This window comes from Microbispora hainanensis, from assembly GCF_006874475.1.
GTDB lineage: Bacteria > Actinomycetota > Actinomycetes > Streptosporangiales > Streptosporangiaceae > Microbispora > Microbispora hainanensis.
Genome location: NZ_VIRM01000016.1, coordinates 45,165 through 71,757, shown reverse-complemented (window position 1 = coordinate 71,757; position 26,593 = coordinate 45,165). Strand labels below are relative to the sequence as shown.

Genomic DNA, 26,593 nt, shown 5'->3' with positions numbered 1-26,593 from the left:
GGTTTGCTGACAGTCCACGTCAGGATGCGCATTTACAGACAACTCTCAGGTACGGCCAAGCCACCGGTCACGTGACGTCAGCAGGATGTCCGCCATGAGATCGAGCACTCCCCTCAGGGTCGGAGGGCTCGCGCTGGCGGGGATCGTCATCGCGAGCGTCGCCGTGATCTCCGCCACCGGCGGCGACACCTCCGTGGCCGACCGGATAGCGCTCGCCTCGGTCAAGCGGGGCACGGTCGCGTCGTACGTCTCGGCCGCCGGCAACACCGTCGACAACGGCGTGCGCGATCTCGCGTTCGGAGCGGAGGGCACGGTCGAGAAGGTCTACGTCATGGTGGGTCAGAAGGTCCGCCGCGGCAAGGTCCTCGCCCGGATCGACGACACCATAGCCAAGGAGAACTACGAGGCCGCGAAGGCCGCGCTCGCCGCCGCCAAGGAGACCCTCGACGACGTCCAGAACGGCACCGCCACGGCGGGCGGAGCCGCAGCCCCGAGCGCGGGCGGCTCCGGCTTTGCGGGCGGCTCGGGTTATACGGGCTCCGGCGGCGGGGCGACCGGCAGTGGCGGCCCTGTCTCGTGCCCGACCACCCCTTCCGTCCGGCCGTCCGGACAGGAGCCCACGCGCCCCTCGCAGCCCTCGCCACGGCCGTCCGCGACCGCCGGGCCTTCGTACCGGCCGGTCGCCGCCTCGGCGAACACGGGCGCGAGCGCGGCGAGCATCGAGCTCGTGGCCTACCAGGGTGGTGACCACGGCGGCTCAACACCCCCGCCCACCCCGGCGCCGACGGTCACGGCACACCCGCATCCGCATCCCCACCCGCGTCCGAGGCCGTCCTGGACGCACCATCCGGCCCCCACGGGCGGCACGAGCACGCCGGACCCCGGGACGAGCGTCTCGATCCCGCCCACGCCACCGGCGCATCCGTCCGCCACGCCGAGCCCCTCCTCCAGTGGCTCCTCCGGCGCTTGCGCATCCGGGCAGGGCGGCCAGGGGCAGAACCCGCAGAGACAGAACTCTCAGGGCCAGGGCGGCGGTGCCCAGGGGCGTGCGGGCTCCAGCGGCGGTGCGCAGGGGCGCGGCGGCTTCGCCGGCGGCCAGGCAGGCCAGGGGGGTCGGGGCGGCCAGGGCGGCGGCGCCCGGCTCACCGAGGCACAGGCAGAGGCACAGGTCAGCCAGGCGACGACCGAACTGGCCGACGCCAAGGAGGCGCTCGACGGAGTGACGATCAAGGCTCCGGCGGACGGCACGATCCTGTCCGTCGCGGGAACCACGGGCTCCCGCTACACGTCGGGCACGTTCATCACCCTTGGTGACCTCGACGACCTGCAGGTGCAGGCGATGTTCACCGAGTCGGACGTCCGTTTCCTCAAGGTCGGTCAGGCGGCCACCGTGACGCTGCCCACGCAACCGGGGCAGGAATACCCGGGAACGGTCTCCCACGTCGACCCGACCGCGACCACCACCAACCGCCTGGTCCGTTACGGCGTGACGATCGTCCTGAACAAACGCCCCGCCCGCCTGCTGCTGGGCCAGAGCGTCACCGTACGGGTGACGACCGGCGAGGCATCCGACGCGCTCTACGTCCCCTCGCAGGCCGTACGCGCCCAGGGCGACGGCACCGCCGTGGTCACGGTGGCCGACGGCGGCACCCAGACGCGGCGGACGGTCAAGGTCGGCGTGCGCGGCGACAGCTACGTGCAGATCACCGGCGGCCTCTCCGAAGGAGACCAGGTCGTCCTGCCCGGCGCCTCCACCGCCTTCCCGGACGAGGGCTTCCCGGCGGCGACCAGCCCGTCCGACGGCCACTGAGCGTCTGCCGTCCAGGCGTGCGGCGGCCTGCTTGTGGCAGCCGCATCGCCTGGGCGGCGTCTACACGCGTACGAGGCGGACCACCTTTCCGCATCCCTCGGAGGCGAGGATGACCACCCCGCACTCGGCGTCCCTCGTGCGCGTGTCATCCACGCTCCTTCAGCAACTCCGGAGCGGACTTCACGCTTCGGAACAACTGCTCAGCTTCGTCCCGCAGATGCTGCGGGATAGGACCGCTCTCGTTCTCGTTCGCCTGCAGGGCCTCTTCCAGCAGGTCCCGCTCGATCCGCCGCTCCACTCTCACACTCCCCGCTGGACATCCGGCCACAGCCACAACGACGGCTGTAGCTCCCGACAGTGCTCGGCGTGGTCCGCGTGCCAGAGAAAACGGCCATCGGCGTCAGGCCACACGACCTGTAACACCGGAAACGGTGGTCGCCGATAGAACGCGATCGCCTGCCCGAAGAACTCTCGATACCACCTCGGGTCGACCTGCTTGAGAACCACAGGGTGCCGCGCGATGAGGTCGTGCCGCTCCTGCTCCGCCTCAACCGGCTCCCCCGCGGCGACACCGTCTCCGAGGTGGTTCAGCAGTTCGTGCATGAGATGAACGTCCAGACCGAACATGGCCAGCTCAGGCGACCGGTAGGTGTGCCACAGGCCGACGGTGTAGGCGAATCCGGGGCCCAGCTCGTCCTCCGGAATCATCTTCACGCTCCAGCCGCGACTCCGGACGTGCTCCACGGTGTGCCGATCCATGGCATCCCACTCATCACGGTCCCCGTAGTCATGACAGAGGATGCAGCGACAACCCGGGCCTTCGGTAGACATGGGCCGTAGCGTACGGACTCCGCGATCAGCGCAGCAGCCGCCTTCTGAGCTCTGCTACCGGCTCCGCCCATGAACCGTGAGCCGTAGCGCCACCGCGTACGACCCGCCGTACACTCCGCCCATGACCACGGCGCACGAGGATCTGCACGCTCCGGTGGACGGGCTGCGGCCCGAGCAGGCTCGCGATCCGCATGCGGTCGTGCTCCAGGGCCGGCGACAGTTGTCGTTCATCGGCGCAATGAGGTCGGGAATCGGTGATCTGGCGGAACGCCATGAAGAGGTGCTCCGCGAGGGTTGAGCAGAAGACCTGACACGTATCGGGGAACCGTACGGCTGACAGGGATCTCCCACTGGGCGCGGTCGACGCATCCGTGATCATCATCGGCGAATGGACGTGTGCGGGAGGGATGGCGCGAGGAGTTCGACAGCGGGTGTCACGCCGCGGGAACCCGGGGCGTCAGGCGGACCTCGACATCCGCGTCCAGGGCGCTCGCCAGGCGCTCGATGACAGGCAGGGTAGGAACCGTTCCACCGGCCTCGAACCGCGCCACCGCCGACTGGGTCATGCCGGCGGCACGAGCCAGATCACTCTGGCTCCAGCCTCGCGTCTCTCGCATCGCCCGGATCGTCTTTCCCAGTTCATAAGCGAGACGCGCGGCCTCGTAGGCTTCGACCGCTCCGGGCTCGGCCATACGGCGATTCCGGAGCTCCCGCCAGCTCTCCTGCTCGCTCATACCGCTTCTTCTTCCTCATCCACCGTGTGCGCCGCGTCGATACAGCGACGCAGCGCCCGACGCGCCCGATCTATCTCACGCTCGTCGCGTGGCCTGAATTTATAGAAAACCGTCAAGAGCACGATTCTGCGCCCCGGTGCGATCCAGTAGGTGATTCGTACCGCGATCTCGTTGAGATAGAACCGCAGCTCGCGTAACTTGCCGTCGAGTTGCTTGCTGTAAGGCTCCCCGAGCAGAGCTCCCTCCGCCGCGAGCAGATCGACATAGAACGCCACCTTCGCGAACGATGCGGCCGACAGACCTTCAAGCCACTGCCGAACCTCTGGTTCTAGCTCGACTGTACCCCAATCCATAGCATCAATGCTATGAGCTTGAAACACGAGCCGCATCAATATCGTCACTTTCTGCGACGAGCGGTCCGGTGCCCCCGCCCAACTCGGCCCGGGCAGCGTCTCAGGGCAGCGGACGGCGGAAGCGGTTACCGGCGGGCGAAGGGGACTTCGTAGACGGGCGGGGTGCCCAGCATGGCCGTCAGGTCGTCCTCGGTGACGTCGAGGTCCAAGGCGCGGCCCGGCCGGCAGGGGTCCCAACCGCGACGCAGGGCCGTACGGATGACCTCCGCCACGAGCGCCGGCCGTACGGCCATCGTCCGCTCTCCCACCCAGGCGTCGGGGCGGGAGAAGGGAAGCGACACCAGGAGCACCGGGCCCGGTCCCTCCGCGAGCTCGATCGGCATGGTCAGCGGCTCCTGGCCGATCGCCTGCCAATACGTCGGCTTGCGGCGGATCCGCCACCGGTACGCGACACCGTCGACCGTGATGAGCCGCGAGCCCTTGCTGACAATGGCCACGAGCACCTCCGCCCCTCGACCTGCACTCCCCGAAACCTGCACGCCCGGGGGTGCGCGGGTCAACGGAATTACCCGGTCAGGTGTGGGCCTCGGCGGCGAGGGGGAGGGTGACGCGGAAGATGGCGCCGGCGCCCGGAGCCGACTCCACGCCGACCTCGCCGCCGTGCGCCTTGACGAGGGATTCCACGATCGCGAGCCCGAGGCCGCTGCCGCCAGCCGGCCGTGTGCGGGAGGGGTCGGCGCGGTAGAAGCGCTCGAAGACCCGGGCCACCTGCTCGGGCGTGAGGCCGGGTCCCTTGTCGGCCACCTCGATGAACGCCGCGCCGTCCGAGCTGCCGACGCGCACGGTGATCGGCGTTCCCTCAGGCGTGTGGGTCGTGGCGTTGTTCATCAGGTTGCCCACGACCTGCCTCAGCCGCACCTCGTCCCCCGAGACGATCAGCGCCGCGTCCCCCTCGACCACCAGCGACACGTCGCGGTCGGGGCACAGGGTCCTGACGTCGTGCACCGCGTCGCCCGCCAGGGCCAGCAGGTCCACGGGCTGCGTACGCAGGGGGCGCTGCTGGTCGAGCCGGGCGAGCAGCAGGAGGTCGTCCACCAGCAGGCCCATGCGGGCGGCCTCGCTCTCGATGCGCGACATCAGCCGCGTGGTATCGGCGTCCGGCACCTGCCGGTGAAACTCGGCGAAGCCCCTGATCGAGGTGAGCGGCGTACGCAGTTCGTGCGAGGCGTCGGCCACGAAGCGGCGCATGCGCGCCTCCGACTCCCTGGCCGCGGCCTCGGAGGCCGCCCTGGCCTGGAACGCCGCCTCGATCTGGGCGAGCATGCCGTTCAGCGAGCGGGCGAGCCGCCCGACCTCGGTGCGCGGGTCGCGGTCGGGGACCCGGCTGCCGAGGTTCCCCCGGGCGATGGCCTCCGCGGTCGCCTCGATCTCCGCGAGGGGCCGCAGGCTGCGCCGTACGATCACGACGCCGACGACGGCGAGCAGGACCATCAGGGCGCCGCCGACCAGCGCCTCGATGAGCGCGAGCCGGGTGGTGATCTGCCCGACCGAGGCCATGTCCACCGCGACGACGACCATGCCGACGCCCTCCACGGGCACCACCCGGGCCCGCCACTGGCCGTCACCCGACACCGCCGCCACCGTCACGGGCTTCCGGGAGGTCACGGCGCCGGGCCCCGGCAGTGTCTCCGCGCTGATGCCCGCCTGCGCGAGCAGCGTCTTGCCGGCGTTGTCACGGATCTCCACCCGGCCCTCGGGCATCACCCTGATGCGGGTGAACGCCGCCGGTCCCTGGTCGAGCCGTCTTTCCGCCTCGTGGGCCAGGATGGCGACCTTCCAGTCGACCCGGGTGATCAGATAGTCGCGGAGCACCGAGACACTGCCCACGCCGATGACCGCGAGCGCGACCGCGACCAGCGCGAGCATGGCCGCGCTCAGCCGGATCCGCAGCGGCGTGCGCCCCGACACGGCTCAGGCGCCGCTGGGTGGTGTCCGCATGACGTAACCGACGCCGCGCAGCGTGTGGATGAGCCGGGGGTGGCGCCGCGAGTGGGCGTTGTCGAGCTTGCGGCGCAACACCGACACGTACGACTCGACGATCCCGGCGTCGCCGCGGAAGTCGTAGTCCCACACGTGGTCGAGGATCTGCGCCTTGGACAGCACCCGGCCCGCGTTGCACATGAAGTAACGCAGCAGCTTGAACTCCGTCGGCGACAGGGGTACGGCCCGGCCGCCGCGCCAGACCTCGTGGGACTCCTCGTCCAGCTCGATGTCGGCGAAGGTCAGCCGCGGCGGGGTGATCATCGGGTCTCCGGCGGTGCGGCGCAGCACGGCCCGGATCCGGGCGACGACCTCCTCCAGGCTGAACGGCTTGGTCACGTAGTCGTCGCCGCCGAGCGTCAGGCCCCGGATCTTGTCCTCGGTGGCGTCGCGCGCGGTGAGGAAGACGACAGGGGTGAGGGTTCCGCCACTGCGCAGCCTGCGCACGATGTCGAACCCGTCCATGTCGGGCAGCATGACGTCGAGCACGATCAGGTCCGGCCGGTGCCGCTGAGCCGCGGCCACCGCCTCGCCGCCGTTGGATGCGGTGTGGACCTCGAACCCGGCATACCGGAGGCTGGCCGCGAGCAGTTCGAGGATGTTCGGCTCGTCCTCGACGATCAGCAGCCGGGCTTCGGGAGATTCAACGACCATGTCGGCAGCACTCTAGACCTAGGAAGTTAAGGGAACCGTTAAAGCGATGTGCCGCGCGATCGCCAGGCTGCTCGTCGCCGCAGGTGAGGGCGCGTTTCGCACCAGCACGATACGCCCGCGGACGTCGATGACGAAGTCGTCGAGCAGCCTGCCGTCGCGTGCCACGGCCTGGGCCCGCACACCGCCCTGGGTGCGTACGAGGTCGGCCGGGGCCAGCTCGGGCACGTACCGGCGGGCGGCGGCCACGAAGGCCCGCTTGGCCAGCGAGCCGTACACCTCGCGCAGGCCGGTGCGCCAGTGCTCGGCCGCCATACGGCGGGTGCCCGGCCAGGCGACGATCCGCCGCAGGTCGCGCAGCGACGCCGACCGCCAGGAGTAGCCCTCCAGGGCCAGCGCGGGCACGGCGTTGGGCCCGACCAGGACCTCCCCGCCGATCCTGCGGGTCAGGTGGACGCCGAGGAAGGGGTAGCGGGGGTCGGGCACGGGATAGATGAGCCCTTTCACCAGGCCGCGTGCCGGGCCCGCGAGCCGGTAGTACTCACCGCGGAACGGGACGATCCGCACGTCGCCCCCCGCCCGCGCCAGGTCCGCCACGCGGTCGGTGCCGAGGCCGGCGCAGGAGACCAGCCGGTCGAAGGTGAGCCTCTCCGGACCTGCCGCCACCGCCACGCCGTCGGTGGTCTGCTTGATGGCGAGCACGGGACGCGAGAGCCGTACGGACCCGCCCGCCTCGGCCAGGTCGGCGGCGAGGCGGCGCGCGACCGCGGAGAAGTCGGTGATCGCGGTGTGCGGCGAGTGGACGGCGGCGACTCCGACCGCGTGCGGCTCCACCTCCCGCAGGCCGATGGCGTCGAGCTCGGCGATGCCGGGCACGCCGTTCTCCCTGGCCCGCTCGGCGATGGTGCGCAGCCCGGGCAGCTCGGCCCGGGTGGAGGCCACGACGAGCTTGCCCACCTCGTCGTACGGCAGGCCGTGCTCGGCGCAGTATTCGCGCAGCATCGCCATGCCCTCCCGGCACAGCGTCGCCTTGAGCGAGCCGGGCTGGTAGTAGATCCCGGCGTGCACGACCCCGCTGTTGTGCCCGGTCTGGTGGGCGGCGATCCGGGGCTCCTTCTCCAGGACGGTCACCTCGGCGCCCGCCCGCGCCATCTGCCGGGCCACGGCCAGACCGAGGATCCCGGCACCGACGATCCCGATCCTCATGGCCGCGTGGTTGTCGACAGCATGCGGGACATTCTCGCAGCCGGAGCCGCTCCACGGTGATCGAACCTGTGTTCGGTATGATGGCGGAGTGTACGTGCCACCCGGCTGGCCACCGGAGGTGCGCCCTCCTGGCAGCCCCGACTGGGAGGTCTCGGCCGTGTCGTGGCTGCTCGACGCGGTGCCGCCCGACTACCGCGCGTACGGCGTGCTGCGCCGTTATCCGCTCGCGCTCGCCCGGATGGCCCGCCAGCAGGTCGCGGCCTCGATCCAGGCGGCCAGGGAGGGATACCGGGGCGCGGCGGTGGAGCTGAAGGAGCACCTGCCCCCGCACGCGATCGAGGCCGTCCTGGACGCCTACCGCCAGGAAGGCCCCCGGCTCGTACGGCTGGCCGAGTCGGTCGCGCTCGTGGAACGGGCCCTGCGCGGCGAGCACTTCCTCCCTCGCCTGTGACTGCGCTCTTAATTTCGGACATACGGGGCATGTCACCCTAAAAGAAGGAATCGGGGGTTAGCCATGACCACAGAGGGATTAAGCAAGACCGCCGGTGAGGTCATGCACGAGGGCGCGGAATGCATCGGCGAGCACGACAGCCTGCGCAGGGCCGCGGAGATGATGCGGGACATGAACGTCGGCGCCCTTCCCATCTGCGGGGACGACGACCGGCTCAAGGGCATCATCACCGATCGCGACATCGTGGTGAAGTGCGTGGCCGAGGGCAAGGACCTCGACCAGACCACGGCGGGCGAGCTCGCCCGCGGCCTCGTCTGGGTCGACGCCGGAGCCAGCGTCGAGGAGGCCCTGGCGAAGATGGAGGAGCACCAGATCAAGCGCATGCCGGTGATCGAGAACCACCGCATCGTCGGGATGATCACCGAGGCCGACCTGGCCAAGGAACTACCCGACAGCAAGCTCGCGGAGTTCGTGCACCGCATCTACGCGCGGGGCTGACCGTCGCGGCGATCTCCGGGCCGGTGCCGCCGGGAACGGCGGCCCGGCCCTTCGGCTGCCCCGGCCACGCACCACCAGCGACGTCCCCGCAACGTCCCGCGGCGGGGCAGGCCGGGCGCGGCTAGCGACGTCCCGGGGTGACGAGCCCGGACTCGTAGGCGTGCACCACGAGTTGCGCGCGATCACGAGCGCCCAGCTTGGCCATCACCCTGCTGACGTGGGTCTTGACGGTGGCGTGGCTGATCGTGAGGTGGCCGGCGATCTCCTCGTTGGACATCCCCGTCGCGACCAGCGACAGGACCTCGCGCTCCCGGTCGGTCAGCCGTTCGAGGCCGGGTCCCGGCACGGGCCTGGGCGGCGTGGAGACGTACTCCTCGATCAGCCGCCTGGTGACCGAGGGGGACAGCAGCGCCTCGCCGTTGGCCGCCACCCGCACCGACTGCAGCAGGTCGGCCGGTTCGATGTCCTTGACCAGGAATCCGCTGGCGCCGGCGCGCAGGGCGGCGAAGACGTACTCGTCGAGGGCGTAGTTGGTGAGGATGACCACGCGCACCGAGTCGAGCTCCGGGTCGGCCCCGATCCTCCTCGTGGCCTGGATGCCGTCGAGCAGCGGCATCCGTACGTCGAGCAACGCCACGTCGGGCCGCAGGGCACGGCACAGCTCGACGGCCTCGCCGCCGTTGCCCGCTTCCGCGACGACCGTGATGTCCTCGGCCATCTCCAGCAGCGCCCGGAAACCGGCGCGGATCAGCGGCTGGTCGTCGGCCAGCAGCACCCGGATCACGGGGCGGCCGCCGTCGGCAGCTCGGCCCGTACGGCGAAGCCTCCCCCCGGTCGCGGCCCGGCGGTGAGCGAGCCGCCGAGGGCGACCGCGCGCTCGCGCATTCCGATCAACCCCATCCCGTTGTCCGCCGTCCCCGTCGTGGTCTGTCCGTCGTCCTCGACGCTCAGTTTGATCATGTCAGCCGCGTATTCGATCGTCACGGTGACCGAGGCGGCCCCGGCGTGCCGCAGCACGTTGGTGAACGCCTCCTGCACGATGCGGTAGGCGGCCCGGTCGACCTCCGGGGGCACCTCCCTGCGCGTGCCGATGGTCGATGTCGTGACCGGCAGCCCTGCCGCTTCGGCCCGGTCCACCAGCCGGGGCAGCCTGGCCAGCCCCACCTCCGGGCCGTCGGTGTCGGCCTGCCGCAGGACGCCCAGTGTGGCGCGCAGCTCGTGCATCGCCTCCTTGCCCGACTCCTTCACCGCGAGCAGCGCCCGGTGGGTCAGCGCCGGATCCCGCTCCAGCGTCTGCAACGCGACGGAGGTCTGGACGTTGATGACGGAGATGGTGTGCGTGAGCGTGTCGTGGAGCTCCTGGGCGATCCACAGGCGCTCCTCCCCGGCCCTGCGCAGAGCGGCCTCCTCCCTGGTGAGTTCGGCCTGGATCGCCCGTTGTTCGACCTCTCTGAGGTAGGCGCGCCGGTTCTTGGTCACCTCGCCGAGCACCACCATCGCCACCAGCCAGCCGCTGAGCAGGCTGAGGCCGCCGGGCTCCGGATCGGCGTCGGCCAGCGCGACCGGGACGGCGATGCCGCCGGCCAGTGCCACGGCAAGACCGATCGCCAGGCGGCGCCGGCCCGCCGTGGCCGCCGTGTAGATCGCGATCAGGGCGGGCCCGGCGGCGAAGATGCCCGGATAGCGCGCGCCGTAGTACGCGATCGCGCACGCGACCGTGACCACGCCGACCGGCACAGGAGCGCCACGCCGCCAGACGAGCACCAGAGACGCCACCACGATCAGCACGAGGCCGAGCGGGTCGAGCGGCCGCTCCGTGAGACCCGAGCTGGACAGTCTGCCGTACGTGCCCGCGACGCCGAGCGTGAGCATGGCCGCGGTGATCAGCGCATCGGTCTGCCAGGGACGCACACTCTTCCGGAGACGCACGGTCTGCCAGGGACGCACGGCCTTCCGGGGACGCATGGTCTGCCGGGGTCGCATGGTCTTCCAGGGGCGCACTGTCTTCGAAGGTCGCGCGGTGTTCCAGGGGCGCACGCCTGTCACGCTAGGCCACGACGCGGGCCGCGCCCACCCGCCTGCGGTCGACCCGGCGCCTGCATCCCTGGTCGTACGCGTGCTCCGCATGGCCGTGTCCTACACCCCGGGATGTACGGCGAAGCCCCGACCCCGGCCGGACGATCTTCCGCTCGACACGCAGCAGCATGCCGGGCATGAGCGTCTCATCTGTTCCGCCGCGGGCGGACCTCGGCCGTACGCCCGGCTGGATCGTCCGGCCGCTGCGGTCGGCCGCCCTGCTGCACCTGTTCGGCGTGCTCGCACAGGCCGCGCTCGCCGGGCTGTTCGTCACAGGCGACGTGGACATGCTCGCCTGGCATCGCACCAACGGCGGGTTCACCCACGTCACGCTCTATCTCCAGCTGGTGGCCTCGATCCTGCTGTGGCGGCCGGCGCGCGGACCGGCGTGGCCCGCCCTGGCCGCGGCCGGGCTCGTGGCCGCGGAGACCCTCCAGGTCATGGCCGGGCAGGAGCGCGTCCTGGCGGTGCACTTCCCGCTCGGCATGGCCGTCTTCGGCGCCACAACCGTGCTGACGGTCCTGGTCTGGCGGGTGACGCGATGATCGCCCGTCGTGGTTTCCTCGGGCTGCTCGGCGGGGCCGGCCTCACGGTCGCCGGCTGCGGCGCCCTGGCCGGCAAGGTGGCCCGTGAGGTGGCCGGGGAGAGCCTGACGAGCGCGTTGCCGTTGCCCGCCCGGTTCGCCGTGCCGCTCCCGATCCCCGCGACCGCCGTTCCCGTACGGCCCGGCCGTTTCGAGGTCGTCCAGCGCGCGGCCAAGGCGGAGATCATCCCGGGTACCACGACCGAGATCTGGGGTTACGACGGCACGTTCCCCGGGCCGACCTTCGACCTGAGAGCGGGCGGCCCTGCCGTCATCCGGGTCCGCAACGAGCTGCCCGTGCCCACCTCGACCCATCTGCACGGAGGAGTCACCCCGCCGGAGTCCGACGGCTATCCGACCGACGTGGTGATCGCGCGGGGCCGGGGGTTCCGCCCGCCCCCGGGCGACCACTCCCACCACGACCTGCGGCAGTGGACCTTCCACGAGGCGGCCAGAGACTACGTGTATCCGCTGGAGCAGGGTGCCGCCACGCTCTGGTATCACGACCATCGGATGGACTTCACCGCGCCGCAGGTGTGGCGTGGCCTGGCCGGTTTCCTCGTCGTCCGGGACGACGAGGACGACGCGCTGCCGTTGCCGAAGGGCGAGCGGGACATCCCGCTGATGATCTGCGACCGGGCCTTCGAGGAGGACGGCTCGTTCCGCTATCCGTCCCTGGATCCCACCCTGCTGCTGCGCCCCGGGGTGGACGACGCGTTCATGGAGGGCGTCGAGGGAGACGTCATCCTGGTCAACGGCGCGCCCTGGCCCTTCCTGGAGGTCGACGCGGCGCGATATCGCCTGCGTCTGCTCAACGCCTCGAACGCACGCCGTTTCCGGCTGCGGCTGACCCCCGGCGGCCGGTTCGTCCAGATCGGCAGTGACCAGGGGTTGCTGCCCGCGCCCCTTACGCACGAGGCGATCACCATCTCCCCGGGAGAACGCTTCGACGTCGTCGTGGACTTCTCCGGCCACCGCGCCGGCAGCGAGGTGACCATGGTCAACACCTTGGGCACCGGCGCCGCACGCGACGTGATGCGGTTCCGCGTACGGCGCAGGGCCGCCGACGACAGTGTGATCCCGAAGCGGCTCTCCCGGGCCGCCGAGCCGGTCACCACGGCGGTCGCCACCCGCGTCTTCGACTTCCGCCGCACGGGTCAGGGGGGCGGCGGCTCCTGGACGATCAACGGACGGCGCTTCCGGCCGGGGCGGCCGCTGGCCACCCCGCGCCTGAACACCAGCGAGGTCTGGAGGTTCACGAGCGATTTCCATCACCCCGTGCACGTCCACCTGGCCCGGTTCCGGGTGCTCGCACGGAACGGCGGGCCGCCCGCGGCGACCGACGCCGGCTGGAAGGACACCGTGGACGTGCGTCCCTACGAGGTCGTCGACGTGCTGGTCCGATTCGAGGGCTACCGTGGCCGATACATGCTGCACTGCCACAACCTCGAACACGAGGACATGGCGATGATGGCCGATTTCGAGGTCGTCTGAGGGCCCTCACTAACCCGTGCGAAAGCCCTCACCGGCCCGTGCGAAAGCCCTCACCGGCCCGCGCGAAGGTCTTCAGCGGCCCGTGCGGTAGGCGACGAACCCGATGATCCCGATCGCCCCGAGAGCGACCGCCACCCATAACACCGGCATCGGCACGCCGAGGGCTCCGTCCCCGGCGGCCGCCCCGCTCGTCGCCTTTACCGCCCTCGGCCGGGCGGAGGAGGTCCTGGTCCGAGCCGGTGACGGAGCCGGCCGGGCGGCGGCGGGCAGCGGCACCCGATAGACCGGGCTGTCCTCCCCCTCGCTCCCGGTGAGCAGGGCCGTGCCGTCGCGCGTGTACGCGATCGACTCGGCCTGGCGCAGCGGCGGCATCGTGACGTGCGCGATCAGCTTGCCGGGCGAGCGATAGACGGACGCCGAGAAGTACGTGCGGATGACGAAGCTCGACCCGTCGGGCGCGTACGCCGCGTCGGTGGCCATGAGGGGGGCGGGCCCCACCCGGCGCAGCACGTTCACCCTGTCGGTGCGCAGCTTCGCGGGAGCGGCGTAGACGCTCCCGGAGAACTCCTTGCTGACGACGTACAACCGGCCCGTGCGGGGATCGACCATCACCCCCTCGGCGTTGCGGGGGCCGTCGGCGTAGCGGAAGCGATACCGCGTCGCCCGCAGCGTCGCGTCCTTCATCGTCCGGGGCTCGGCGACCTTGTAAACGGACACGTCCGGCCAGGCGCCGTCCAGGTTGTCCCCGATGTCGGCGATCCACAGCACGCCGCGCCCCGTCGCGCGGTCGGTGGAGGCCGCGATGGCCTCCCAGTCCCGGGCCTCGGCGTTGCCGATCGTGAACGTCGCCCGGGTGCGGCCGTCCGGGCCGATCGCGTAGATCTGGGGCCCGTGGCCGCTGTCGTTGTGCGTGTAGACGATGCCTTTGTGGGTGGGCGAGACGGCCAGGCCGCTCGACTCGCCGATTCGCCCGTCCCGGATCCGGAACAGCACCCGCTCCCGGTCGTCCGCCCGCGCGGCCGTCGTAACCTGGGTCGGCGCTGCCGTCGCCGGTGCGGGAAGCAGCGGGCCCGCGACCGCGAGGAGAGCCAGGGCCGCCCGCGGAATCCTGCTCATCCGCGTTCGCCCCGTCGTGCTCCCCATGCGGCCATCATTCCCGATGCCCGCCGCGCGTGCGGCGGGCGACATGCCCCCGGTCGTCCCGGATCGGTCAGGAGCGGGTATGCGGGCGGCCGGTCACCGCAGGGCCGCGTAGAAGTCGCGCAGGTCGGCGGCGAGCACGTCCGGCCGCAGGTGCGCGGCGTAGTGGCCGCCCCCGTCGTAGGACCGCCAGTGGACGATGTTCCGGTGGTCGCGCTCGGCGAAGGTGCGCATCGACACGAAGTCGCCCTCGAACATCGCCAGGCCGAGCGGGACCGTCGTCGGCTCCTTGGGATGCTCGGCATGCGCGTCCTCGTAGTAGAACCGCGTGGCCGAGGTCGCGGTGCCGGTCGCCCAGTAGAGCATCGTGTTGGTCAGGATGAAGTCGTCGTCGACGTCCTCACCGAACAACTGGGTGTTCCAGCCCAGCAGCCCGGCCGGCGAGTCGAAGATCCCGTACGACAGGGTCTGCGGCTGCTGCGAGTGGACCATGTTGAACGACATCTTGTTCTCGTAGAACCACTGCAGCACCTCCAGCCCCTTCCGCTCCTCGTCGGTGAGGTTCGCCATCTCCGCCGGGTCGCCCGAGGGGAAGGAGTAGATCTGCGTGACGTGGACGCCGACGACGTGCTCGGGGTCCACCCGGCCCACCTCGGGCGAGACGAACGAGCCGCCGTCGTTGCCCACCGCGCCATACCGGTCGTAGCCGAGCCTGCGCATGAGCTCCGCCCACGCCCGGGCCGTACGGAACCGGTTCCAGCCCCGCTCCCTCGTCGGGCCCGAGAAGCCGAAGCCGGGCAGCGACGGGATCACCAGGTGGAACGCCTGCGCCGGGTCCTCGGGGTTGGTCAGCGGTTCGATGACCTTGAGATACTCCACGATCGAGCCCGGCCAGCCGTGGGTGAGGATCAGCGGAAGGGCGTCCTCGTGCGGCGACCGCACGTGCAGGAAGTGAATGTCCTGCCCGTCGATCTCGGTGACGAATTGCGGATATCGGTTGATCTCGGCCTCGCGGGCGCGCCAGTCGTACCCGTCCCGCCAATACTCGGCCAGCCGCTTCACGTACGCGACCGGCATGCCGTACTCCCAGCCGGTCCCCGGGATCTCGTCGGGCCAGCGGGTCCGGCCGAGCCGGTCCTTCAGGTCGTCGAGATCGGCCTGCGGGACGTCGATGCGGAAGGGCCTGATGGGCGGCGTGATCTGCGTGTTCTCGCTCATGACGCCGACATTACGGACCCTTCCGGACAGGTGCTGTCCGGAAGGGCCGTCAGACTGAGAACATGCTGGAAACCTCGGCGCGGCTGCTGCGCCTGCTGTCGTTGCTCCAGGCCAGACGCGACTGGCCCGGCGCGATCCTGGCGGATCGGCTCGGCGTGAGCGAGCGGACGGTGCGCCGCGACGTCGACCGGCTGCGCGAGCTCGGCTATCCGGTGGAGTCGACCCGCGGCACGGACGGCGGCTATCGGCTGGTCGCCGGGGCGGCGATGCCGCCCCTGCTCCTCGATGACGAGGAGGCGGTGGCCGTGGCGATCGGGCTGCGGGCCGCCGCCGGCGTCACGGGCGTCGAGGAGGCGGCCGGCCGCGCCGCCGCCAAGCTCGAACAGGTGCTCCCGGCCCGCCTGCGCCGCCGCGTCGGCGCCCTGCAGGCGTACACCGAGCCGGTGCCGCCCGACCGCCCGGGTCCCGCGGTCGATCCCGCCGTGCTGAGCGTGCTCGCCGCGGCCTGCCGTGACCGCGAACGGCTGCGGTTCGACTACCGCGGCCACGACGGCTCCACCGGCGTCCGGCAGGCCGAGCCCTATCGGCTCGTGTCCTGGGGCCGCCGGTGGTACCTCGTGGCCTGGGACGTCGACCGCGACGACTGGCGCACGTTCCGGGTGGACCGCATCACACCGCGCACGCCCACCGGCCCGCGCTTCCCGCCCCGCGACCCGCCGGACGGCGGCGCGGCGGCGTACGTCGCCCGCGGCGTGTCGGCGGCGGCCTGGCGGCACCACGCCTGGGTGCTCGTCCACGCCCCCGCCGAGGTGGTCGCCGCGCGGATCAACCCGGCCGTCGGCGTGGTGGAGGACGTCGACGGCCGCACCTGCGTGCTCGTGACGGGGGCCGACACCGTGGGATCGCTCGCCGTCCACCTCGGCCTGCTCGACCTCGACTTCGAGGTGACCGGCCCGCCCGAGCTGGTCGAGCACCTGCGCGCCCTGACCGCCCGCTACGCCCGCGCGACCGCCGCGACCTCAGCGGCCTCAGCGGCTCCGGCGGCTCCGGCGGCTACGGCGGCAGAGGCCGGCGCGGAGCCGGAGGCGGCGACGGAGAGGCCAGGCTGAGGGTGCCAGGCTGAGGGGGGCCAGGCTGAGGTTAGGTGCCAGGGCTGAGGCTGAGGCGAGCGGTCAGGCCGTGGCGCCGCCGTCGAGCGCCAGGTCGAGCCCCACCGCGAATCCGGCGTCGTCGGAGGCGAGCCACAGCACCGTGCCGGTGATCTCGTCCAGCGTGCCGACCCGGCCGATGGGCAGCTCCTTCCGCAGCCGGTTCGTCCGGTCCGCCTCGGTCTCGCCCGGCCGCATCGACATCGGCGTGTCCAGCGGACCCGGGCTGATCGCGTTGATCCTGATGCCGTCCCTGATGCACTCCAGCGCGGCCGTACGGGTCAGGACGCTGACGACGGCCTTGGACGCGCCGTAGGCGCCCAGCCCCGGCACCCGCATGTGCGCGCCGACGCGCGAGCCGATGTTGACGATCACGCCGCTGCCCTGCGCGCGCATCGCGGCGATCTCGTGCTTCATCGCGAGGAACATTCCCGTCGCGTTGACCTCCATGACCCGCGCCCAGTCGTCCTCCGCCAGGTCCGCCACCGGGCCCGCGACGAACGTCCCCGCGTTGTTGACGGCGATGTCCAGCCGGCCGAGGTCCGACACGATTCCCCGGACGAGCCGGGCCACGCCGGCCGAGTCGGTCACGTCCACCGTGCGCGCGAGGGCACGGCCGCCCTCGGCCTCGATGAGCTTGACGGTCTGCTCCAGCGCGTCACCTCCCCGGGCCGCCGCCACGACGACGGCGCCCTCCCGGGCGAACCCCCGGGCGATCGCCCGGCCGGCGCCGGAGCCCGCTCCGGTGACCAGCACGACCTTGTCCGCGAACCTCATCCATCGCTCCTTTGTCCGTGCGAATCCGTCCGCTGCGAACTTGTCCGCTGCGAATCCGTCCGCTGCGAATCCGTCCATGCGAACGCGGCGGCGACCGTCGCCGCCGCGAGAAGGAAGGCCGGTGCCATGGCGGTGAGGGCGAACCCGTAGCCCTCCGTCATGGCCCGGGCGCCGCCCGCGGGTACGGCCCCCGCGCGGGCGGCGGCGAGTGCCACGAGCACGGCGAGGCCCACCGTGGGCCCCGCCTCCATGGCGGTGTTGACCAGTCCCCCGGCCGCCCCGGCGTCCTCCGCCCGTACGCCGTCGAGGGCCGCCACGGTGGCGCCGGAGAAGGCCAGCCCCGAGGCGACCGGGAAGACCAGCAGCCCGGCGAGCACGGTCCCCTCGGACGCGACACGGCCGAGCAGCAGCATCGACACCGCCGCGAGCAGCAGCCCGGCGACCAGCACGTGCCGCACACCGAGGCGGCGCAGCAGACGGCCGCTCACCGGGCCCATGACGACGACCAAAAGGAAGGGCAGGAAGGCCAGGCTCGTGGCGATCGGCGACAGCCCGCGCACCTGCTGCATGTAGAGACTGAGCAGGAACGTGGTCGTCGCGCTGGCGGCCGCCGTGACGAAGACGACGAGCAGGGCGGCGCCCCTGCGGGGATCCGCCACCAGCCGGAGCGGCAGCAGCGGCCGGGGCGTCCTCGCCTGGAGGACGACGAAGCCGGCCGTCAGCACCAGGCCGGCGACGACGACGGCCGTCGTCCCCTCCAGCAGGCCGTAGGCGAACGCGATCAGCCCCGCCGTGACGAGCAGCGCGCCGGGCACGTCGAGGCGGGCCGCCGTACGCGGCGCGGGCGGCAGCAGGACGATCCCGGCGGCCACGGCCGCGATGCCGACGGCGGCGGGCAGGAGGAACGACCAGCGCCACGAGGCCGCGGCGGCGACGAGACCGGACAGCAGGCTGCCGGCGACGGCCCCGGTGACCGACAGGGTGCCCCACACCGCCAGGGCGCGCTCGCGCTCCCGGACGTCCGGGCGGAGCCGCGTCACCAGTGAAACGGCCGCGGGAGCGGCCACGGCGGCGCCCGCTCCCTGCGCGAAGCGCGCGGCGAGCAGGACCGCGTGGCCAGGAGCCAGCCCGCCCGCCGCCGACGCCAGCGCGAGCAGGGCCATCCCGGCGAGGAACGTCTCCCGGGCGCCCCACCTGTCGGCGAGCCTGCCCCCGAGGAGCAGCAGCCCGCCGAAGGTCAGCCCGTACGCCGAGGTCAGCAGTGCCAGGTCTCCCTGGCCGAGGCCGAACTCCCGCTGGATGGCCGGCAGCGGCACGGTGAGAAGCGTGATCGCCGCGACGAGCGTGACCTGCGCCCCGCCGAGCACGGCGAAAGCCGCGCTGTTCTTGGATCGAGCCGCGCTAGTTTTGGATCGATTGGTCAAGAATGAGGGCATGAAAAAACGCCCTCCCCTTCCTTTACGAGACGGCTTCCCAGGAGAGATCAGCGGAGCATCGCGAGGGCCTGCGCGGCGGCGTCGCGGAGGCGGGCGGGGTCGCCGTGCCCCTTGCTCATCACCCGCAGCCCTTGCAGGAAGACGAGCATGAAGCGCGCCAGCGCCCGGGGGTCGGACTCGGCGGAGATCTCCCCCTGGGCGCGGGCACGGATGAGAGCCGAGGTCAGCGCCGTCTCCAGGCCCGTCCAGTTGGCCTCGACAAGCCGGGCGACCGGCTCGTCGCGCGGGAGGAGCTCGGTCGCCGCGTTCACGATCATGCAGCCGCGCCGTTCGCGGTCGCGGATCGAGTCCTCGGTGTAGCGCTCGACCAGCGTCCGTACGGCCGGCAGAGCGGGACCGGGCTGCGACAGCAGCTCGATGGGGTTGGGGTCGCAGGTCTGCGCGTAGCGCTCCAGCGCCTTCATATAGAGGTCGTGCTTGCCGCCGAAGGTGGCGTAGAGGCTGGCCCGGCCGATGCCGAGGTGCTCGACCAGGTCGGCCATGGAGGTGGCCTCGTAGCCGCGCCGCCAGAACAGATCCAGCGCCCGCTCCAGCACGACGTCGGGGTCGAACTCCTTGGTCCTCGCCATGCCCTCGACCTTAGACCAATCGGGAACGATCGGTCAATTAAGCCGTGACGGGGTCATCCCAGGTGATCCGATAGTCGTGCATCCAGGCCAGCGCGTTGCGCTTCTCCACCTGCCGCATGACCACGGGAAGGATCAGGTCGCGGACGAAGGCCCCGCCGGCGCCCGGCGCCTTGCCGTTCCCGTTGCGCTTGCCCTGCGCCACGACGCGCTCGACCCGTTCGCGCCGCAGCCGTTCGAAGGCGGCGAACGCCCCCGCCAGGTCCGGCACGTCGCGCAGACACTTGCCGAGCACCACGGCGTCCTCGATGGCCATCGACGCGCCCTGCCCAGAGGACGGCGAGGTGGCGTGGGCGGCGTCCCCGACGAGGATCATGCGCTCGCCGGACCACTTCGGCACCCTTGGGAAGTCGTAGGTGTTCCAGCCGGGCAGGATGTGCGGGGTCGCCTCGATGATCTCCCGCATCGGCCCGGCGTCGCCCTCGAACAGGTCCATGAGCCGGGCCCGCCACCGCTCGGGAGTGATCGCTGCGAGCTCCTCGGAGGTCATCTCCCTGCGGCTCGGCGGGTTGGCGAACCACCACACCTCCCCCTCCGGGTGGATCATGTACCCGAAGAAGCACCGCCTGCCGAAGATGAAGTTGCAGACCCCCGGTCTGCCCGGCGCCCGCACCCCCTTGGCGTAGCCGCCGGTGTTCAGCAGCCCGACATAACGGGCGCGAGGGGCGTTGGGATCGATCAGGGCGCGGGTGCGCGAGCGCAGCCCGTCGGCCCCCACCAGCAGGTCGCCCTCGGCCTCGCCGCCGTCAGCGAAGACCGCCCGCACCCCGTCCGGAGTCGCCGAGGCGTCGGCGAGCCGCTTGCCGTAGTGGATCCGCACGCCCCGCCGTACGGCCTCGTCGCGCAGCGCCTGGTAGAGGTCGGCGCGCCGGAGTGTGCGGCTCGGCTGGCTCGTGGTCGCCAGCAGCCTGCCGCGTGCGTTGCGCATCTCCATGACCGGCGTGTCCATGCCGAGGTCGCCGACGAGATCGTGCAGGTCGAGCAGGCGCAGGGCCTCCAGGCCGTTCACCGCGAGCGTGAGGAAGGCGCCGACACCCTCGGCGCCCCGGTCGTAGGCCTCGAAGACCTCGCTGTCGATTCCGGCGCGTTGCAGCGCCATGGCCGTGACGGGACCCGCGATACCGCCACCGATGATCAGTGCTCTCTTGGTCATGCGATGACTATACATATTATGACTAATTGTCGGCAAGGCCCCTATGATGGGCGCCATGTCGACACGGCGCTCCCCTCTGGCCACGGCCGTGCTCGCCCTGGTCTGCGAGTCGCCGATGCACGCATACCGGATGCAGCAGCTGATCAAGGAACGGCACCAGGACGACGTGGTCAACGTCGCGCAGCGCAACAGCGTCTACCAGACGATCGAGCGCCTGCTCCGCGACGGGCTGCTGGCGATCCGGGAGACCACGCGCGAGGAGAACCGGCCGGAGCGGACGGTCTACGAGGCCACCGAGACGGGCCGCGAGACGCTCAAGCAGTGGATGCGGACCATGCTGTCCACCCCGGCCAGGGAGTTCCCCGAGTTTCCCGCCGCGCTCGCCTTCCTGCCCGTGCTGACGCCGGAGGAGGCGCTGGCGGCGCTGCGGCAGCGGATCGCGGCGCTGGAGGCCCGGCTGTCCGCGCTCGACACCGAGATGGCCGACAGTCTGACCTCCGTGCCCCGTCTCTTCCTCGTGGAGTCCGAATATCAGCGGGCCCAGGTGGCCACGGAGCTGGAGTTCGTACGCGGCCTCGCCGGCGACCTGAGCGAGGGCCGTCTCACCTGGGACTTCACGATCTGAGGCGTGCCGGGCTCGCCTGGAGTCCACTCCAGGCACCTAGGGTGGAGGCCATGGAATACGGACACCTCGGCCGCACCGGCCTGCTGGTCAGCAAGCTCTGCCTGGGAACGATGAACTTCGGTCCGCAGACCACGGAGGAGGACTCCTTCGCGATCATGGATCGCGCCCACGAGCTCGGGATCAACTTCTTCGACACGGCCAACGTCTATGGCTGGAAGAAGGGCGAGGGGATCACCGAGAACATCATCGGCCGCTGGTTCGCCAAGGGCGGCGGCCGTCGTGAGCGTACGGTCATCGCCACCAAGCTCTACGGCTCCATGGGCGACTGGCCGAACGAGGAGAAGCTGTCCGCGCTGAACATCCGGCGGGCGGCGGAGGCCTCGCTGCGCCGGATGCAGACCGACTACATCGACGTCTACCAGGCCCACCACATCGACCGGGACACCCCGTTCGAGGAGTTCTGGGAGGCCATGGACATCCTCAAGCAGCAGGGCAAGATCCTGTACGTCGGCTCGTCGAACTTCGCGGGCTGGCACATCGCCAAGGCCCAGGAGTCGGCCCGCCGCCGCAACACCCTCGGCCTGGTCAGCGAGCAGTCCCACTACAACCTGCTCGTCCGCGCGCCCGAGCTTGAGGTCATCCCGGCCTGCGAGGACTACGGCCTCGGCCTGATCCCGTGGAGCCCGCTCGCGGGCGGCCTGCTCGGCGGCATCCTGCGGAAGATCGACAAGGGTCGCTCGGCATCCGACCAGATCGCGGCCCAGCTCGACAAGCACCGCGACAAGATCGAGCAGTACGAGGCGTTCTGCGACGATCTCGGCGAGGACCCGGCCAACGTCGGGCTGGCGTGGCTGCTGCACCAGCGGGCGGTCACCGCGCCGATCATCGGGCCCCGTACGGTCGAGCAGCTCGACGGCACGATCCGGGCGCTGGAGATCGAGCTGGACGACAAGGCGCTCGCCCGGCTCGACGAGATCTTCCCCGGCTTCAAGACCGCTCCGGAGGAGTACGCCTGGTAGATCAGGCGCTGGTCGATCGGGCCCCGGTGATCGGGCCCCGGTGATCAGGCGCTGGTAGATCAGGCGCTGTTGAGCAGCGCGCCGATGATCACGATGAACACGAGCAGCGCGAGCACCGTGGGCAGCAACCAGCGACGAGGACGATCCACGCCATGGAGCCTAGTCGCGGACGGCCAATGGGTACGCCTCGACCTGCTCATACCGCACGCTCGCCCCGGTGTGGCTGCGTACGAGGTGCACCGACGACACCTCCCAGCGCCGCCCGCCGAAGGCGCCCAGGGCGCCGACCAGGGGGCGCAGGTCGTCGCCGTGGCGTGACCGGGTCCGTGAGCGGGCCAGGGTGAGGTGGGGATGGAACCGCTTGCGGTCCGTCTCCGCCGCCCCGGCCCGCCGGGCGCCGGCCGCGACCGACCCGGCGAGCCTCGTCAACGCCGGCCCGGCCTCCAGGCCGACCCAGAAAATGCGTCCCCTTGAGGCGGAGGGGAAGGCTCCGGCGCCGCCGAACGACACCGTCTCGGGGGAATAGCGGGCGGCCGCGCGGGCCAGCCGCACGCTCAGCTCGGGCAGCACGTCGTCGGGCACCTCGCCGAGGAAGGCCACGGTCACGTGCCACAGCGCGGGATCGACCCAGCGCAGCTCCGGCCACTCGGCGCGTACGGTCTCGACCGCCGTGGAGATCTCCGCCAGCGCCTCAGGCGGCGGCAGCAGCGCCACGAACAATCTGCTCACGTGCCGATTCTTCCCTGCGCGCCGCGCGGGCCGCGACCATCCGGGTCACCAGCACCGCCAGGCAGACGCCGCACATGCTCAGCACACCGGCGGCCACGACCGAGGCCCGGGGACCGGCCAGTTCGGAGAGCCAGCCCACCAGCGGCGCCCCGATCGGCGCTCCCCCGGTGAAGACCAGCACGTAGATTCCCATGACCCGGCCGCGCATCTCGGGGGAGGCGCCGAGCTGCACCATCGTGTTCGCGGTCGTGTTGACCGTGATCATCGCCATGCCCGCGGGCACGAGCATCAGCAGGAACGCCGCGTACACGGGGGCGAGCCCGGCGACGACCTGGAACAGCCCGAAGCACAGCGCCCCGGCGATCAGGAACCTGCGGCTCGGCTTGACCCGGCGCGCGGCCAGCAGCGCCCCGCCGAACGCCCCGACGGCGAACGCGCTGGACGCCACGCCGAACGAGGACGCGCCCGCGCCGAACGCCTGCTTGGCCATCAGCGCGATGCTGGTCGAGAAGCTCTGCGCGAAGATCGCCATGAACGCCACGAGCAGCAGCGGCAGCAGCAGGTCGGGGCGGCCGCCGACGTAGCGCAGGCCCTCGCGCAACTGGCCCTTGCCGCGCGGCACGGGCTCCGGCGAGCGCAGCTCGGACGTCCGCATGAGCGCGAGCCCCGAGATGACGGCGGCGAATGACACGGCGTTCAGCACGAAGATCGGGCCGGTGCCCATCCAGGAGATCAGCAGACCGGCCACCGCCGGGCCGACGACCCGGGCGAGGTTGAAGGTCGAGCTGTTCAGCGCGATGGCGTTCGGCAGGTCGCGCCGGCCCACCATCTCGACCACGAACGACTGCCGTGTGGGCACCTCGACACAGGACACCAGGCCGAGCGTGAACGCCATGGCGTACACGTGCCAGACCTGGGCGGTCCCCGTGATGACCAGCACGCCCATGGTGAGCGCCAGCAGGCCCATGAGGGTCTGGGCCACGATGAGGATCCGGCGCTTGGGGTAGCGGTCCGCGATCACCCCGCCGAACATGCCGAACAGCATCGTCGGCAGGAACTGCAGCGCCACGGTGACGCCGAGCGCCGAGCCGCGGCCGTGCGCGAGGTCGAGGACGAGCCAGTCCTGGGCGGTGCGCTGCATCCAGGTGCCGACGTTGGAGATCACGCCGCCGGAGGCGAACAGGCGGTAGTTGTAGGTCCGCAGCGAGCGGAACATGCCGCCTACATCGTGGACAGCTTCTCCAGAATCGGCGCCGCCGCTCGCAGCGTCGCCCTCTCCTCCGGAGTCAGGTCCTTGAGCCGCTGCGCCAGCCAGGCTTCCTTGGTGCGGCGCTCCTCCTTCAGCAGCGCCGCTCCCTGCGGCGTCACGCTCACCGTCACCTGCCGGCGATCGGTCGGATGTGGTTTGCGCTCCAGCAGACCCCTGGCCTCCAGCTTCGCGATCACGCGGGTTATCGAGGGCGGCTGCACCTTCTCGTGCTCCGCGAGCTCGCCGGGGGTCATTGAGGTGTGGCGCTCGACGGCGACAAGCGTCGCGAGCTGTGTAGGCGTCAGTGAATGGTGCGCGGCCTGCTTGCGCATCCGTCGCGTCAGCCGGGCGAGGGACACGCGCAGGGCGGACGCGAGAGCGGCGTCGCTGCGCAAGTTCTGGGCGTTCGTTAGCATGACTCATTACCTTTGCTAACTATATGACGCATGTCCGCATTCCTCCAAATCGTCCGACTATGCAGGCAAATTGTGTGACCCTGCACGCCGATCGCGACACACCGTACCGGCGCGATCCGGGCCGCGAACGATCAAGGCCCGGCCCCCGCATGGGGGCCGGGCCTTTGTGCGCCTCGCGTCAGGCGAAGTCCTCCGGCGCGAACTCCCTCGGCTCGACCAGGACGAGCCAGTTGCCCTGGTTGTCGCGGATGACCGCCTCCACCCCGTACGGCCGGTCAGAGGGCTCCTGGAGGATCGTCACGCCCTTGGCCGTGAGCTCCTGGCAGGTCTTGCGGCAGTCGTCCACGCGCAGCCCCAGGCCGCCGGCCTGGCCCTTGTCGAGCTGCCTGCGATAGAAGTCGGCGCCCTCGTCGTCGAGCGGCGGCCCCGGCTTCATCAGCGTGATCTCCAGCTCCGGGTGGTCCGGGTGGTTGATGGTGACCCAGCGGAACCCGTCCATCTGGATGTCGGTGTTGGAGACGAAGCCGAGGACGTCCACGTAGAAGTCGCGGGCCTCGTCCTGGTCCTGACAGTAAAGCGTGATCAAGGAGACGTTCCGAATCATGCGGAAGACGCTACTGCGCGCCCTCTGACCTGGACTTCTCCGAAATTGCACAATCGTCGTCGCGCTTCGGCGCACCGCGCAGGTCGAGCACGCCGTTCATGAACAGGAAGCAGCCGGGGACGCGGGGGCCGCCGCGCGCCGCCCACCGGTCGCGGTATTCGCTCGGGCTCTCCCCCACCATCCGGCGGAACTTGGCCGAGAACGAGCCCAGGCTGCTGAACCCGACGGACATGCAGACCTCGGTCACGGTCAGGTTGGCGAAACGCAGCAGGTCCTGGGCGCGCTCCAGCCGCCGCCTGGTGAGGTAGCGCATCGGCGTCTCGCCGTACGCCGCCTCGAAGCAGCGGACGAAGTAGAACTTGGAGACCCCGGCGACGGCCGCGAGCCGATCGAGATCGAGCTCGCTCCGGTAGTCGCGGTCCATGCGGTCTCTGGCCAGGCGCAGTCGCGGCAGCAACTCCGCCGGCACCGCCCGCTGTCCCCTCACGGCCACGTCACGACCCTAATCGGCCCCACCGACAGATTTCCGCACTTGCCATCGCTTTCTAACATCGTTAGATTCGTTCTAACGCTGTTAGAAAGGCACCGTATGAGCCCGGCCCCACGCATCGACACCGAGCGGATCGTCCGCGCCGCCTTCGACGTCCTCGACCGGGACGGCTTCGCCGCGCTCACGATGCGCACGCTGGCCGCGCACCTGGAGGTGAAGGCGGCGTCGCTCTACTACCACGTGCCCAACAAGGCGGCCCTGCTCCAGCTGGTCGCGGACCGCGTCGCGCGTCAGGTGATCGATGCGTTCACCCCCGGCCTGCCCTGGCGGGAACTGCTGCACGGCATGGCGCGCGACCTGCGCGGGGCCCTGCGGGCCCACCCCGGCGCGGCCGCCGTCGTCGCCGTGCGGAACGCCTCGCCCGAGGTGTTCGAGAAGGCCGTCCCCCTCGTCCTGTCGGCCATGCACGAAAGGCTGCGCCTCACCGACGACGAGGCGCTGCATCTGGTGCAGTCGCTGTATGTCCTGGTGACCGGTCTCGCGCTGGCCGAGTTCGGCGAGACGCCGGAGCCGCCGGCGGCGCCCGCCGCCTATTACGACGCCTGGTTCGACATCGCCGTCTCGACGTTCCTGGACGGCATCCAGGCGCGGCACGGCGCGTGACCCCCCGATTCGCGCTCAGGAAGGACTTCCGGCCGTGTTGCTCACCGCGCTGCTCCTGGTCGTCGCCGCCGACGCCTACTTCGTCGTCACCACGCTCGCCGACTTCTTCCCGTTCAACAACGTGCGGGAGGCGAAACGGTCGGAGAAGCTGACCGAGGTGGCCGTGAACGGGCCGATCCTGGCCCTCCCCGCCCTGCTGCTCGTCTGGGCGTCCGCGGCCGGCCTGCCCGTCCTCGCCTACGCCGGGGCGGCCGTCGAACTGCTCGCGCTCCTGGGCGGCCTGGCCCTGTGGTGGCTGCCGTACCTGACCGGGCTGACCGTGCCGTGGGCGACGGCGGGCACGGGCGAGACCTGGGCCGCGCTGCACGCGAGAACCTACGCCAAGACCATAACTGTGCTCCCCCGGCGGGGTGACGCGCCGCGGCCCAACCTCGAGCACATGATCCTGCACACGCTCATGCTCGTCGCCACCGCCGGTGTGCTCACCGCCGCGATGACCCTGTGACATGCGTC

General features: G+C 71.2%; 33 protein-coding genes. 11 read left to right on the top strand and 22 right to left on the bottom strand.

Features of this window, described 5'->3' with window-relative positions; translation table 11 throughout:
• The first annotated feature begins 94 nt into the window (after positions 1-94).
• The gene (locus FLX08_RS15445) at positions 95-1,810 is read left to right on the top strand and encodes an efflux RND transporter periplasmic adaptor subunit (protein WP_142619538.1); all 1,716 of its coding nucleotides are present in this window, start codon (positions 95-97) and stop codon (positions 1,808-1,810) included.
• Between the two features lie 145 nt (positions 1,811-1,955).
• Here the strand turns inward: FLX08_RS15445 and FLX08_RS40640 are convergent, their stop codons facing one another.
• Both FLX08_RS40640 and FLX08_RS15440 read right to left on the bottom strand, forming a co-directional pair.
• Positions 1,956-2,108, bottom strand: coding sequence for a hypothetical protein (locus tag FLX08_RS40640; protein ID WP_167530427.1), 153 nt, complete (start codon positions 2,106-2,108; stop codon positions 1,956-1,958).
• Positions 2,109-2,110: 2 nt separating this feature from the next.
• Positions 2,111-2,641 (bottom strand): DUF4262 domain-containing protein, encoded by a 531-nt coding sequence (locus tag FLX08_RS15440; RefSeq protein ID WP_208761478.1) that lies wholly within the window; start codon positions 2,639-2,641, stop codon positions 2,111-2,113.
• Between the two features lie 121 nt (positions 2,642-2,762).
• On the opposite strand from FLX08_RS15440, the gene FLX08_RS40635 reads away from it, so the two are divergent.
• A complete protein-coding gene (locus FLX08_RS40635; protein WP_167530426.1) occupies positions 2,763-2,939 on the top strand; it encodes a hypothetical protein in 177 nt (58 codons plus the stop codon).
• Positions 2,940-3,075: 136 nt separating this feature from the next.
• Here FLX08_RS40635 and FLX08_RS15435 read toward each other — a convergent pair whose 3' ends face one another.
• The 6 genes from FLX08_RS15435 to lhgO form a co-directional block, all read right to left on the bottom strand.
• The gene (locus FLX08_RS15435; RefSeq protein WP_142619537.1) at positions 3,076-3,375 is read right to left on the bottom strand and encodes a helix-turn-helix domain-containing protein; all 300 of its coding nucleotides are present in this window, start codon (positions 3,373-3,375) and stop codon (positions 3,076-3,078) included.
• Positions 3,372-3,728, bottom strand: coding sequence for a type II toxin-antitoxin system RelE/ParE family toxin (locus FLX08_RS15430; RefSeq protein WP_142619536.1), 357 nt, complete (start codon positions 3,726-3,728; stop codon positions 3,372-3,374). The genes FLX08_RS15435 and FLX08_RS15430 overlap by 4 nt, the downstream gene beginning before the upstream one ends.
• 125 nt (positions 3,729-3,853) lie before the next feature.
• Entirely contained in the window at positions 3,854-4,225 is a 372-nt protein-coding gene (locus FLX08_RS15425) for a hypothetical protein (RefSeq protein ID WP_142619535.1), read from the bottom strand.
• Positions 4,226-4,301: 76 nt separating this feature from the next.
• Positions 4,302-5,696, bottom strand: a complete 1,395-nt coding sequence (locus FLX08_RS15420; protein WP_280117106.1) for a HAMP domain-containing sensor histidine kinase — start codon at positions 5,694-5,696, stop codon at positions 4,302-4,304.
• Between the two features lie 3 nt (positions 5,697-5,699).
• Positions 5,700-6,422 (bottom strand): response regulator transcription factor, encoded by a 723-nt coding sequence (locus FLX08_RS15415; protein ID WP_142619534.1) that lies wholly within the window; start codon positions 6,420-6,422, stop codon positions 5,700-5,702.
• 18 nt (positions 6,423-6,440) lie between these two features.
• The gene (gene lhgO, locus FLX08_RS15410) at positions 6,441-7,625 is read right to left on the bottom strand and encodes an L-2-hydroxyglutarate oxidase (protein ID WP_142619533.1); all 1,185 of its coding nucleotides are present in this window, start codon (positions 7,623-7,625) and stop codon (positions 6,441-6,443) included.
• A gap of 88 nt (positions 7,626-7,713) precedes the next feature.
• Between lhgO and FLX08_RS15405 the strand changes: the two genes are divergently transcribed.
• Together FLX08_RS15405 and FLX08_RS15400 are read left to right on the top strand one after the other, a co-directional pair.
• Complete coding sequence (locus FLX08_RS15405; protein ID WP_142619532.1) at positions 7,714-8,076, top strand: hypothetical protein; 363 nt, start codon at positions 7,714-7,716, stop codon at positions 8,074-8,076.
• Positions 8,077-8,139: 63 nt separating this feature from the next.
• The gene (locus FLX08_RS15400; protein ID WP_142619531.1) at positions 8,140-8,574 is read left to right on the top strand and encodes a CBS domain-containing protein; all 435 of its coding nucleotides are present in this window, start codon (positions 8,140-8,142) and stop codon (positions 8,572-8,574) included.
• A gap of 121 nt (positions 8,575-8,695) precedes the next feature.
• Here the strand turns inward: FLX08_RS15400 and FLX08_RS15395 are convergent, their stop codons facing one another.
• Genes FLX08_RS15395 through FLX08_RS40630 form a run of 3 tightly spaced genes read right to left on the bottom strand, consistent with a single transcriptional unit; the run spans position 8,696 to position 10,789 of the window.
• Positions 8,696-9,358, bottom strand: a complete 663-nt coding sequence (locus tag FLX08_RS15395; RefSeq protein ID WP_142619530.1) for a response regulator — start codon at positions 9,356-9,358, stop codon at positions 8,696-8,698.
• Positions 9,355-10,611: a sensor histidine kinase gene (locus FLX08_RS15390; RefSeq protein WP_244312661.1), complete on the bottom strand. Its 1,257-nt coding sequence runs from the start codon at positions 10,609-10,611 to the stop codon at positions 9,355-9,357. The genes FLX08_RS15395 and FLX08_RS15390 overlap by 4 nt, the downstream gene beginning before the upstream one ends.
• Positions 10,612-10,621: 10 nt before the next feature.
• The gene (locus FLX08_RS40630; protein ID WP_167530425.1) at positions 10,622-10,789 is read right to left on the bottom strand and encodes a hypothetical protein; all 168 of its coding nucleotides are present in this window, start codon (positions 10,787-10,789) and stop codon (positions 10,622-10,624) included.
• Here FLX08_RS40630 and FLX08_RS15385 point away from each other — a divergent pair.
• Complete coding sequence (locus FLX08_RS15385) at positions 10,788-11,195, top strand: hypothetical protein (protein WP_142619529.1); 408 nt, start codon at positions 10,788-10,790, stop codon at positions 11,193-11,195. The genes FLX08_RS40630 and FLX08_RS15385 overlap by 2 nt on opposite strands.
• Positions 11,192-12,727 (top strand): multicopper oxidase family protein, encoded by a 1,536-nt coding sequence (locus tag FLX08_RS15380; RefSeq protein ID WP_142619528.1) that lies wholly within the window; start codon positions 11,192-11,194, stop codon positions 12,725-12,727. The genes FLX08_RS15385 and FLX08_RS15380 overlap by 4 nt, the downstream gene beginning before the upstream one ends.
• A gap of 72 nt (positions 12,728-12,799) precedes the next feature.
• On the opposite strand, the gene FLX08_RS15375 is transcribed toward FLX08_RS15380, so the two are convergent.
• Both FLX08_RS15375 and FLX08_RS15370 read right to left on the bottom strand, forming a co-directional pair.
• The gene (locus FLX08_RS15375; protein ID WP_244312660.1) at positions 12,800-13,843 is read right to left on the bottom strand and encodes a hypothetical protein; all 1,044 of its coding nucleotides are present in this window, start codon (positions 13,841-13,843) and stop codon (positions 12,800-12,802) included.
• Positions 13,844-13,963: 120 nt separating this feature from the next.
• Positions 13,964-15,085, bottom strand: coding sequence for an epoxide hydrolase family protein (locus FLX08_RS15370; protein ID WP_142619526.1), 1,122 nt, complete (start codon positions 15,083-15,085; stop codon positions 13,964-13,966).
• A 62-nt stretch (positions 15,086-15,147) separates the two neighbouring features.
• Here FLX08_RS15370 and FLX08_RS15365 point away from each other — a divergent pair, with 62 nt between their 5' ends.
• Positions 15,148-16,194 carry a helix-turn-helix transcriptional regulator gene (locus tag FLX08_RS15365; protein WP_142619525.1) on the top strand — a complete coding sequence of 349 codons (1,047 nt, stop codon included), beginning with the start codon at positions 15,148-15,150 and terminating at the stop codon, positions 16,192-16,194.
• A gap of 63 nt (positions 16,195-16,257) precedes the next feature.
• Here the strand turns inward: FLX08_RS15365 and FLX08_RS15360 are convergent, their stop codons facing one another.
• The 4 genes from FLX08_RS15360 to FLX08_RS15345 are packed head-to-tail and all read right to left on the bottom strand — an operon-like array spanning position 16,258 to position 20,285.
• Entirely contained in the window at positions 16,258-17,010 is a 753-nt protein-coding gene (locus tag FLX08_RS15360) for an SDR family NAD(P)-dependent oxidoreductase (protein ID WP_142619524.1), read from the bottom strand.
• On the bottom strand, positions 17,007-18,434 hold the full coding sequence (locus FLX08_RS15355; protein WP_244312659.1) for an MFS transporter: 1,428 nt from the start codon (positions 18,432-18,434) through the stop codon (positions 17,007-17,009). Before FLX08_RS15355 ends, FLX08_RS15360 begins: the two co-directional genes overlap by 4 nt.
• A 59-nt stretch (positions 18,435-18,493) precedes the next feature.
• Positions 18,494-19,075, bottom strand: a complete 582-nt coding sequence (locus FLX08_RS15350) for a TetR/AcrR family transcriptional regulator (protein ID WP_142619522.1) — start codon at positions 19,073-19,075, stop codon at positions 18,494-18,496.
• A 37-nt stretch (positions 19,076-19,112) separates the two neighbouring features.
• Positions 19,113-20,285 (bottom strand): FAD-dependent oxidoreductase, encoded by a 1,173-nt coding sequence (locus tag FLX08_RS15345; RefSeq protein ID WP_142619521.1) that lies wholly within the window; start codon positions 20,283-20,285, stop codon positions 19,113-19,115.
• Between the two features lie 55 nt (positions 20,286-20,340).
• Between FLX08_RS15345 and FLX08_RS15340 the strand changes: the two genes are divergently transcribed.
• Complete coding sequence (locus tag FLX08_RS15340; protein ID WP_244312658.1) at positions 20,341-20,910, top strand: PadR family transcriptional regulator; 570 nt, start codon at positions 20,341-20,343, stop codon at positions 20,908-20,910.
• A 50-nt stretch (positions 20,911-20,960) separates the two neighbouring features.
• Positions 20,961-21,929: an aldo/keto reductase gene (locus FLX08_RS15335; RefSeq protein WP_142619519.1), complete on the top strand. Its 969-nt coding sequence runs from the start codon at positions 20,961-20,963 to the stop codon at positions 21,927-21,929.
• Between the two features lie 159 nt (positions 21,930-22,088).
• On the opposite strand, the gene thpR is transcribed toward FLX08_RS15335, so the two are convergent.
• From thpR to FLX08_RS15310, 5 genes are all read right to left on the bottom strand, one after another.
• Complete coding sequence (gene thpR, locus FLX08_RS15330) at positions 22,089-22,658, bottom strand: RNA 2',3'-cyclic phosphodiesterase (RefSeq protein WP_142619518.1); 570 nt, start codon at positions 22,656-22,658, stop codon at positions 22,089-22,091.
• Positions 22,621-23,874: an MFS transporter gene (locus tag FLX08_RS15325; RefSeq protein WP_142619517.1), complete on the bottom strand. Its 1,254-nt coding sequence runs from the start codon at positions 23,872-23,874 to the stop codon at positions 22,621-22,623. The genes thpR and FLX08_RS15325 overlap by 38 nt, the downstream gene beginning before the upstream one ends.
• 5 nt (positions 23,875-23,879) lie before the next feature.
• A complete protein-coding gene (locus FLX08_RS15320; RefSeq protein WP_142619516.1) occupies positions 23,880-24,323 on the bottom strand; it encodes a MarR family winged helix-turn-helix transcriptional regulator in 444 nt (147 codons plus the stop codon).
• A 178-nt stretch (positions 24,324-24,501) separates the two neighbouring features.
• Positions 24,502-24,927 (bottom strand): VOC family protein, encoded by a 426-nt coding sequence (locus FLX08_RS15315; RefSeq protein ID WP_142619515.1) that lies wholly within the window; start codon positions 24,925-24,927, stop codon positions 24,502-24,504.
• A gap of 10 nt (positions 24,928-24,937) precedes the next feature.
• Complete coding sequence (locus tag FLX08_RS15310; RefSeq protein WP_244312657.1) at positions 24,938-25,420, bottom strand: helix-turn-helix transcriptional regulator; 483 nt, start codon at positions 25,418-25,420, stop codon at positions 24,938-24,940.
• 96 nt (positions 25,421-25,516) lie between these two features.
• Between FLX08_RS15310 and FLX08_RS15305 the strand changes: the two genes are divergently transcribed.
• Positions 25,517-26,080, top strand: a complete 564-nt coding sequence (locus FLX08_RS15305; RefSeq protein ID WP_142619514.1) for a TetR/AcrR family transcriptional regulator — start codon at positions 25,517-25,519, stop codon at positions 26,078-26,080.
• A 34-nt stretch (positions 26,081-26,114) separates the two neighbouring features.
• Positions 26,115-26,585 carry a hypothetical protein gene (locus tag FLX08_RS15300; protein WP_142619513.1) on the top strand — a complete coding sequence of 157 codons (471 nt, stop codon included), beginning with the start codon at positions 26,115-26,117 and terminating at the stop codon, positions 26,583-26,585.
• Positions 26,586-26,593: the final 8 nt, after the last annotated feature.

Coding starts and splice junctions, on each gene's coding strand:
- FLX08_RS15385 (WP_142619529.1), top strand. CDS start 10,788: ATGAGCGTCTCATCTGTTCCGCCGCGGGCGGACCTCGGCCGTACGCCC.
- FLX08_RS15325 (WP_142619517.1), bottom strand. CDS start 23,874: ATGTTCCGCTCGCTGCGGACCTACAACTACCGCCTGTTCGCCTCCGGC.
- FLX08_RS15415 (WP_142619534.1), bottom strand. CDS start 6,422: ATGGTCGTTGAATCTCCCGAAGCCCGGCTGCTGATCGTCGAGGACGAG.
- FLX08_RS15335 (WP_142619519.1), top strand. CDS start 20,961: ATGGAATACGGACACCTCGGCCGCACCGGCCTGCTGGTCAGCAAGCTC.
- FLX08_RS15350 (WP_142619522.1), bottom strand. CDS start 19,075: ATGGCGAGGACCAAGGAGTTCGACCCCGACGTCGTGCTGGAGCGGGCG.
- FLX08_RS15360 (WP_142619524.1), bottom strand. CDS start 17,010: ATGAGGTTCGCGGACAAGGTCGTGCTGGTCACCGGAGCGGGCTCCGGC.
- FLX08_RS15315 (WP_142619515.1), bottom strand. CDS start 24,927: ATGATTCGGAACGTCTCCTTGATCACGCTTTACTGTCAGGACCAGGAC.
- FLX08_RS15375 (WP_244312660.1), bottom strand. CDS start 13,843: ATGAGCAGGATTCCGCGGGCGGCCCTGGCTCTCCTCGCGGTCGCGGGC.
- FLX08_RS15340 (WP_244312658.1), top strand. CDS start 20,341: ATGTCGACACGGCGCTCCCCTCTGGCCACGGCCGTGCTCGCCCTGGTC.
- FLX08_RS15370 (WP_142619526.1), bottom strand. CDS start 15,085: ATGAGCGAGAACACGCAGATCACGCCGCCCATCAGGCCCTTCCGCATC.
- FLX08_RS15445 (WP_142619538.1), top strand. CDS start 95: ATGAGATCGAGCACTCCCCTCAGGGTCGGAGGGCTCGCGCTGGCGGGG.
- FLX08_RS15430 (WP_142619536.1), bottom strand. CDS start 3,728: ATGGATTGGGGTACAGTCGAGCTAGAACCAGAGGTTCGGCAGTGGCTT.
- FLX08_RS15400 (WP_142619531.1), top strand. CDS start 8,140: ATGACCACAGAGGGATTAAGCAAGACCGCCGGTGAGGTCATGCACGAG.
- lhgO (WP_142619533.1), bottom strand. CDS start 7,625: ATGAGGATCGGGATCGTCGGTGCCGGGATCCTCGGTCTGGCCGTGGCC.
- FLX08_RS15305 (WP_142619514.1), top strand. CDS start 25,517: ATGAGCCCGGCCCCACGCATCGACACCGAGCGGATCGTCCGCGCCGCC.
- FLX08_RS40630 (WP_167530425.1), bottom strand. CDS start 10,789: ATGCCCGGCATGCTGCTGCGTGTCGAGCGGAAGATCGTCCGGCCGGGG.
- FLX08_RS15435 (WP_142619537.1), bottom strand. CDS start 3,375: ATGAGCGAGCAGGAGAGCTGGCGGGAGCTCCGGAATCGCCGTATGGCC.
- FLX08_RS15380 (WP_142619528.1), top strand. CDS start 11,192: ATGATCGCCCGTCGTGGTTTCCTCGGGCTGCTCGGCGGGGCCGGCCTC.
- FLX08_RS40635 (WP_167530426.1), top strand. CDS start 2,763: ATGACCACGGCGCACGAGGATCTGCACGCTCCGGTGGACGGGCTGCGG.
- FLX08_RS15320 (WP_142619516.1), bottom strand. CDS start 24,323: ATGCTAACGAACGCCCAGAACTTGCGCAGCGACGCCGCTCTCGCGTCC.
- FLX08_RS15365 (WP_142619525.1), top strand. CDS start 15,148: ATGCTGGAAACCTCGGCGCGGCTGCTGCGCCTGCTGTCGTTGCTCCAG.
- FLX08_RS15345 (WP_142619521.1), bottom strand. CDS start 20,285: ATGACCAAGAGAGCACTGATCATCGGTGGCGGTATCGCGGGTCCCGTC.
- FLX08_RS15440 (WP_208761478.1), bottom strand. CDS start 2,641: ATGTCTACCGAAGGCCCGGGTTGTCGCTGCATCCTCTGTCATGACTAC.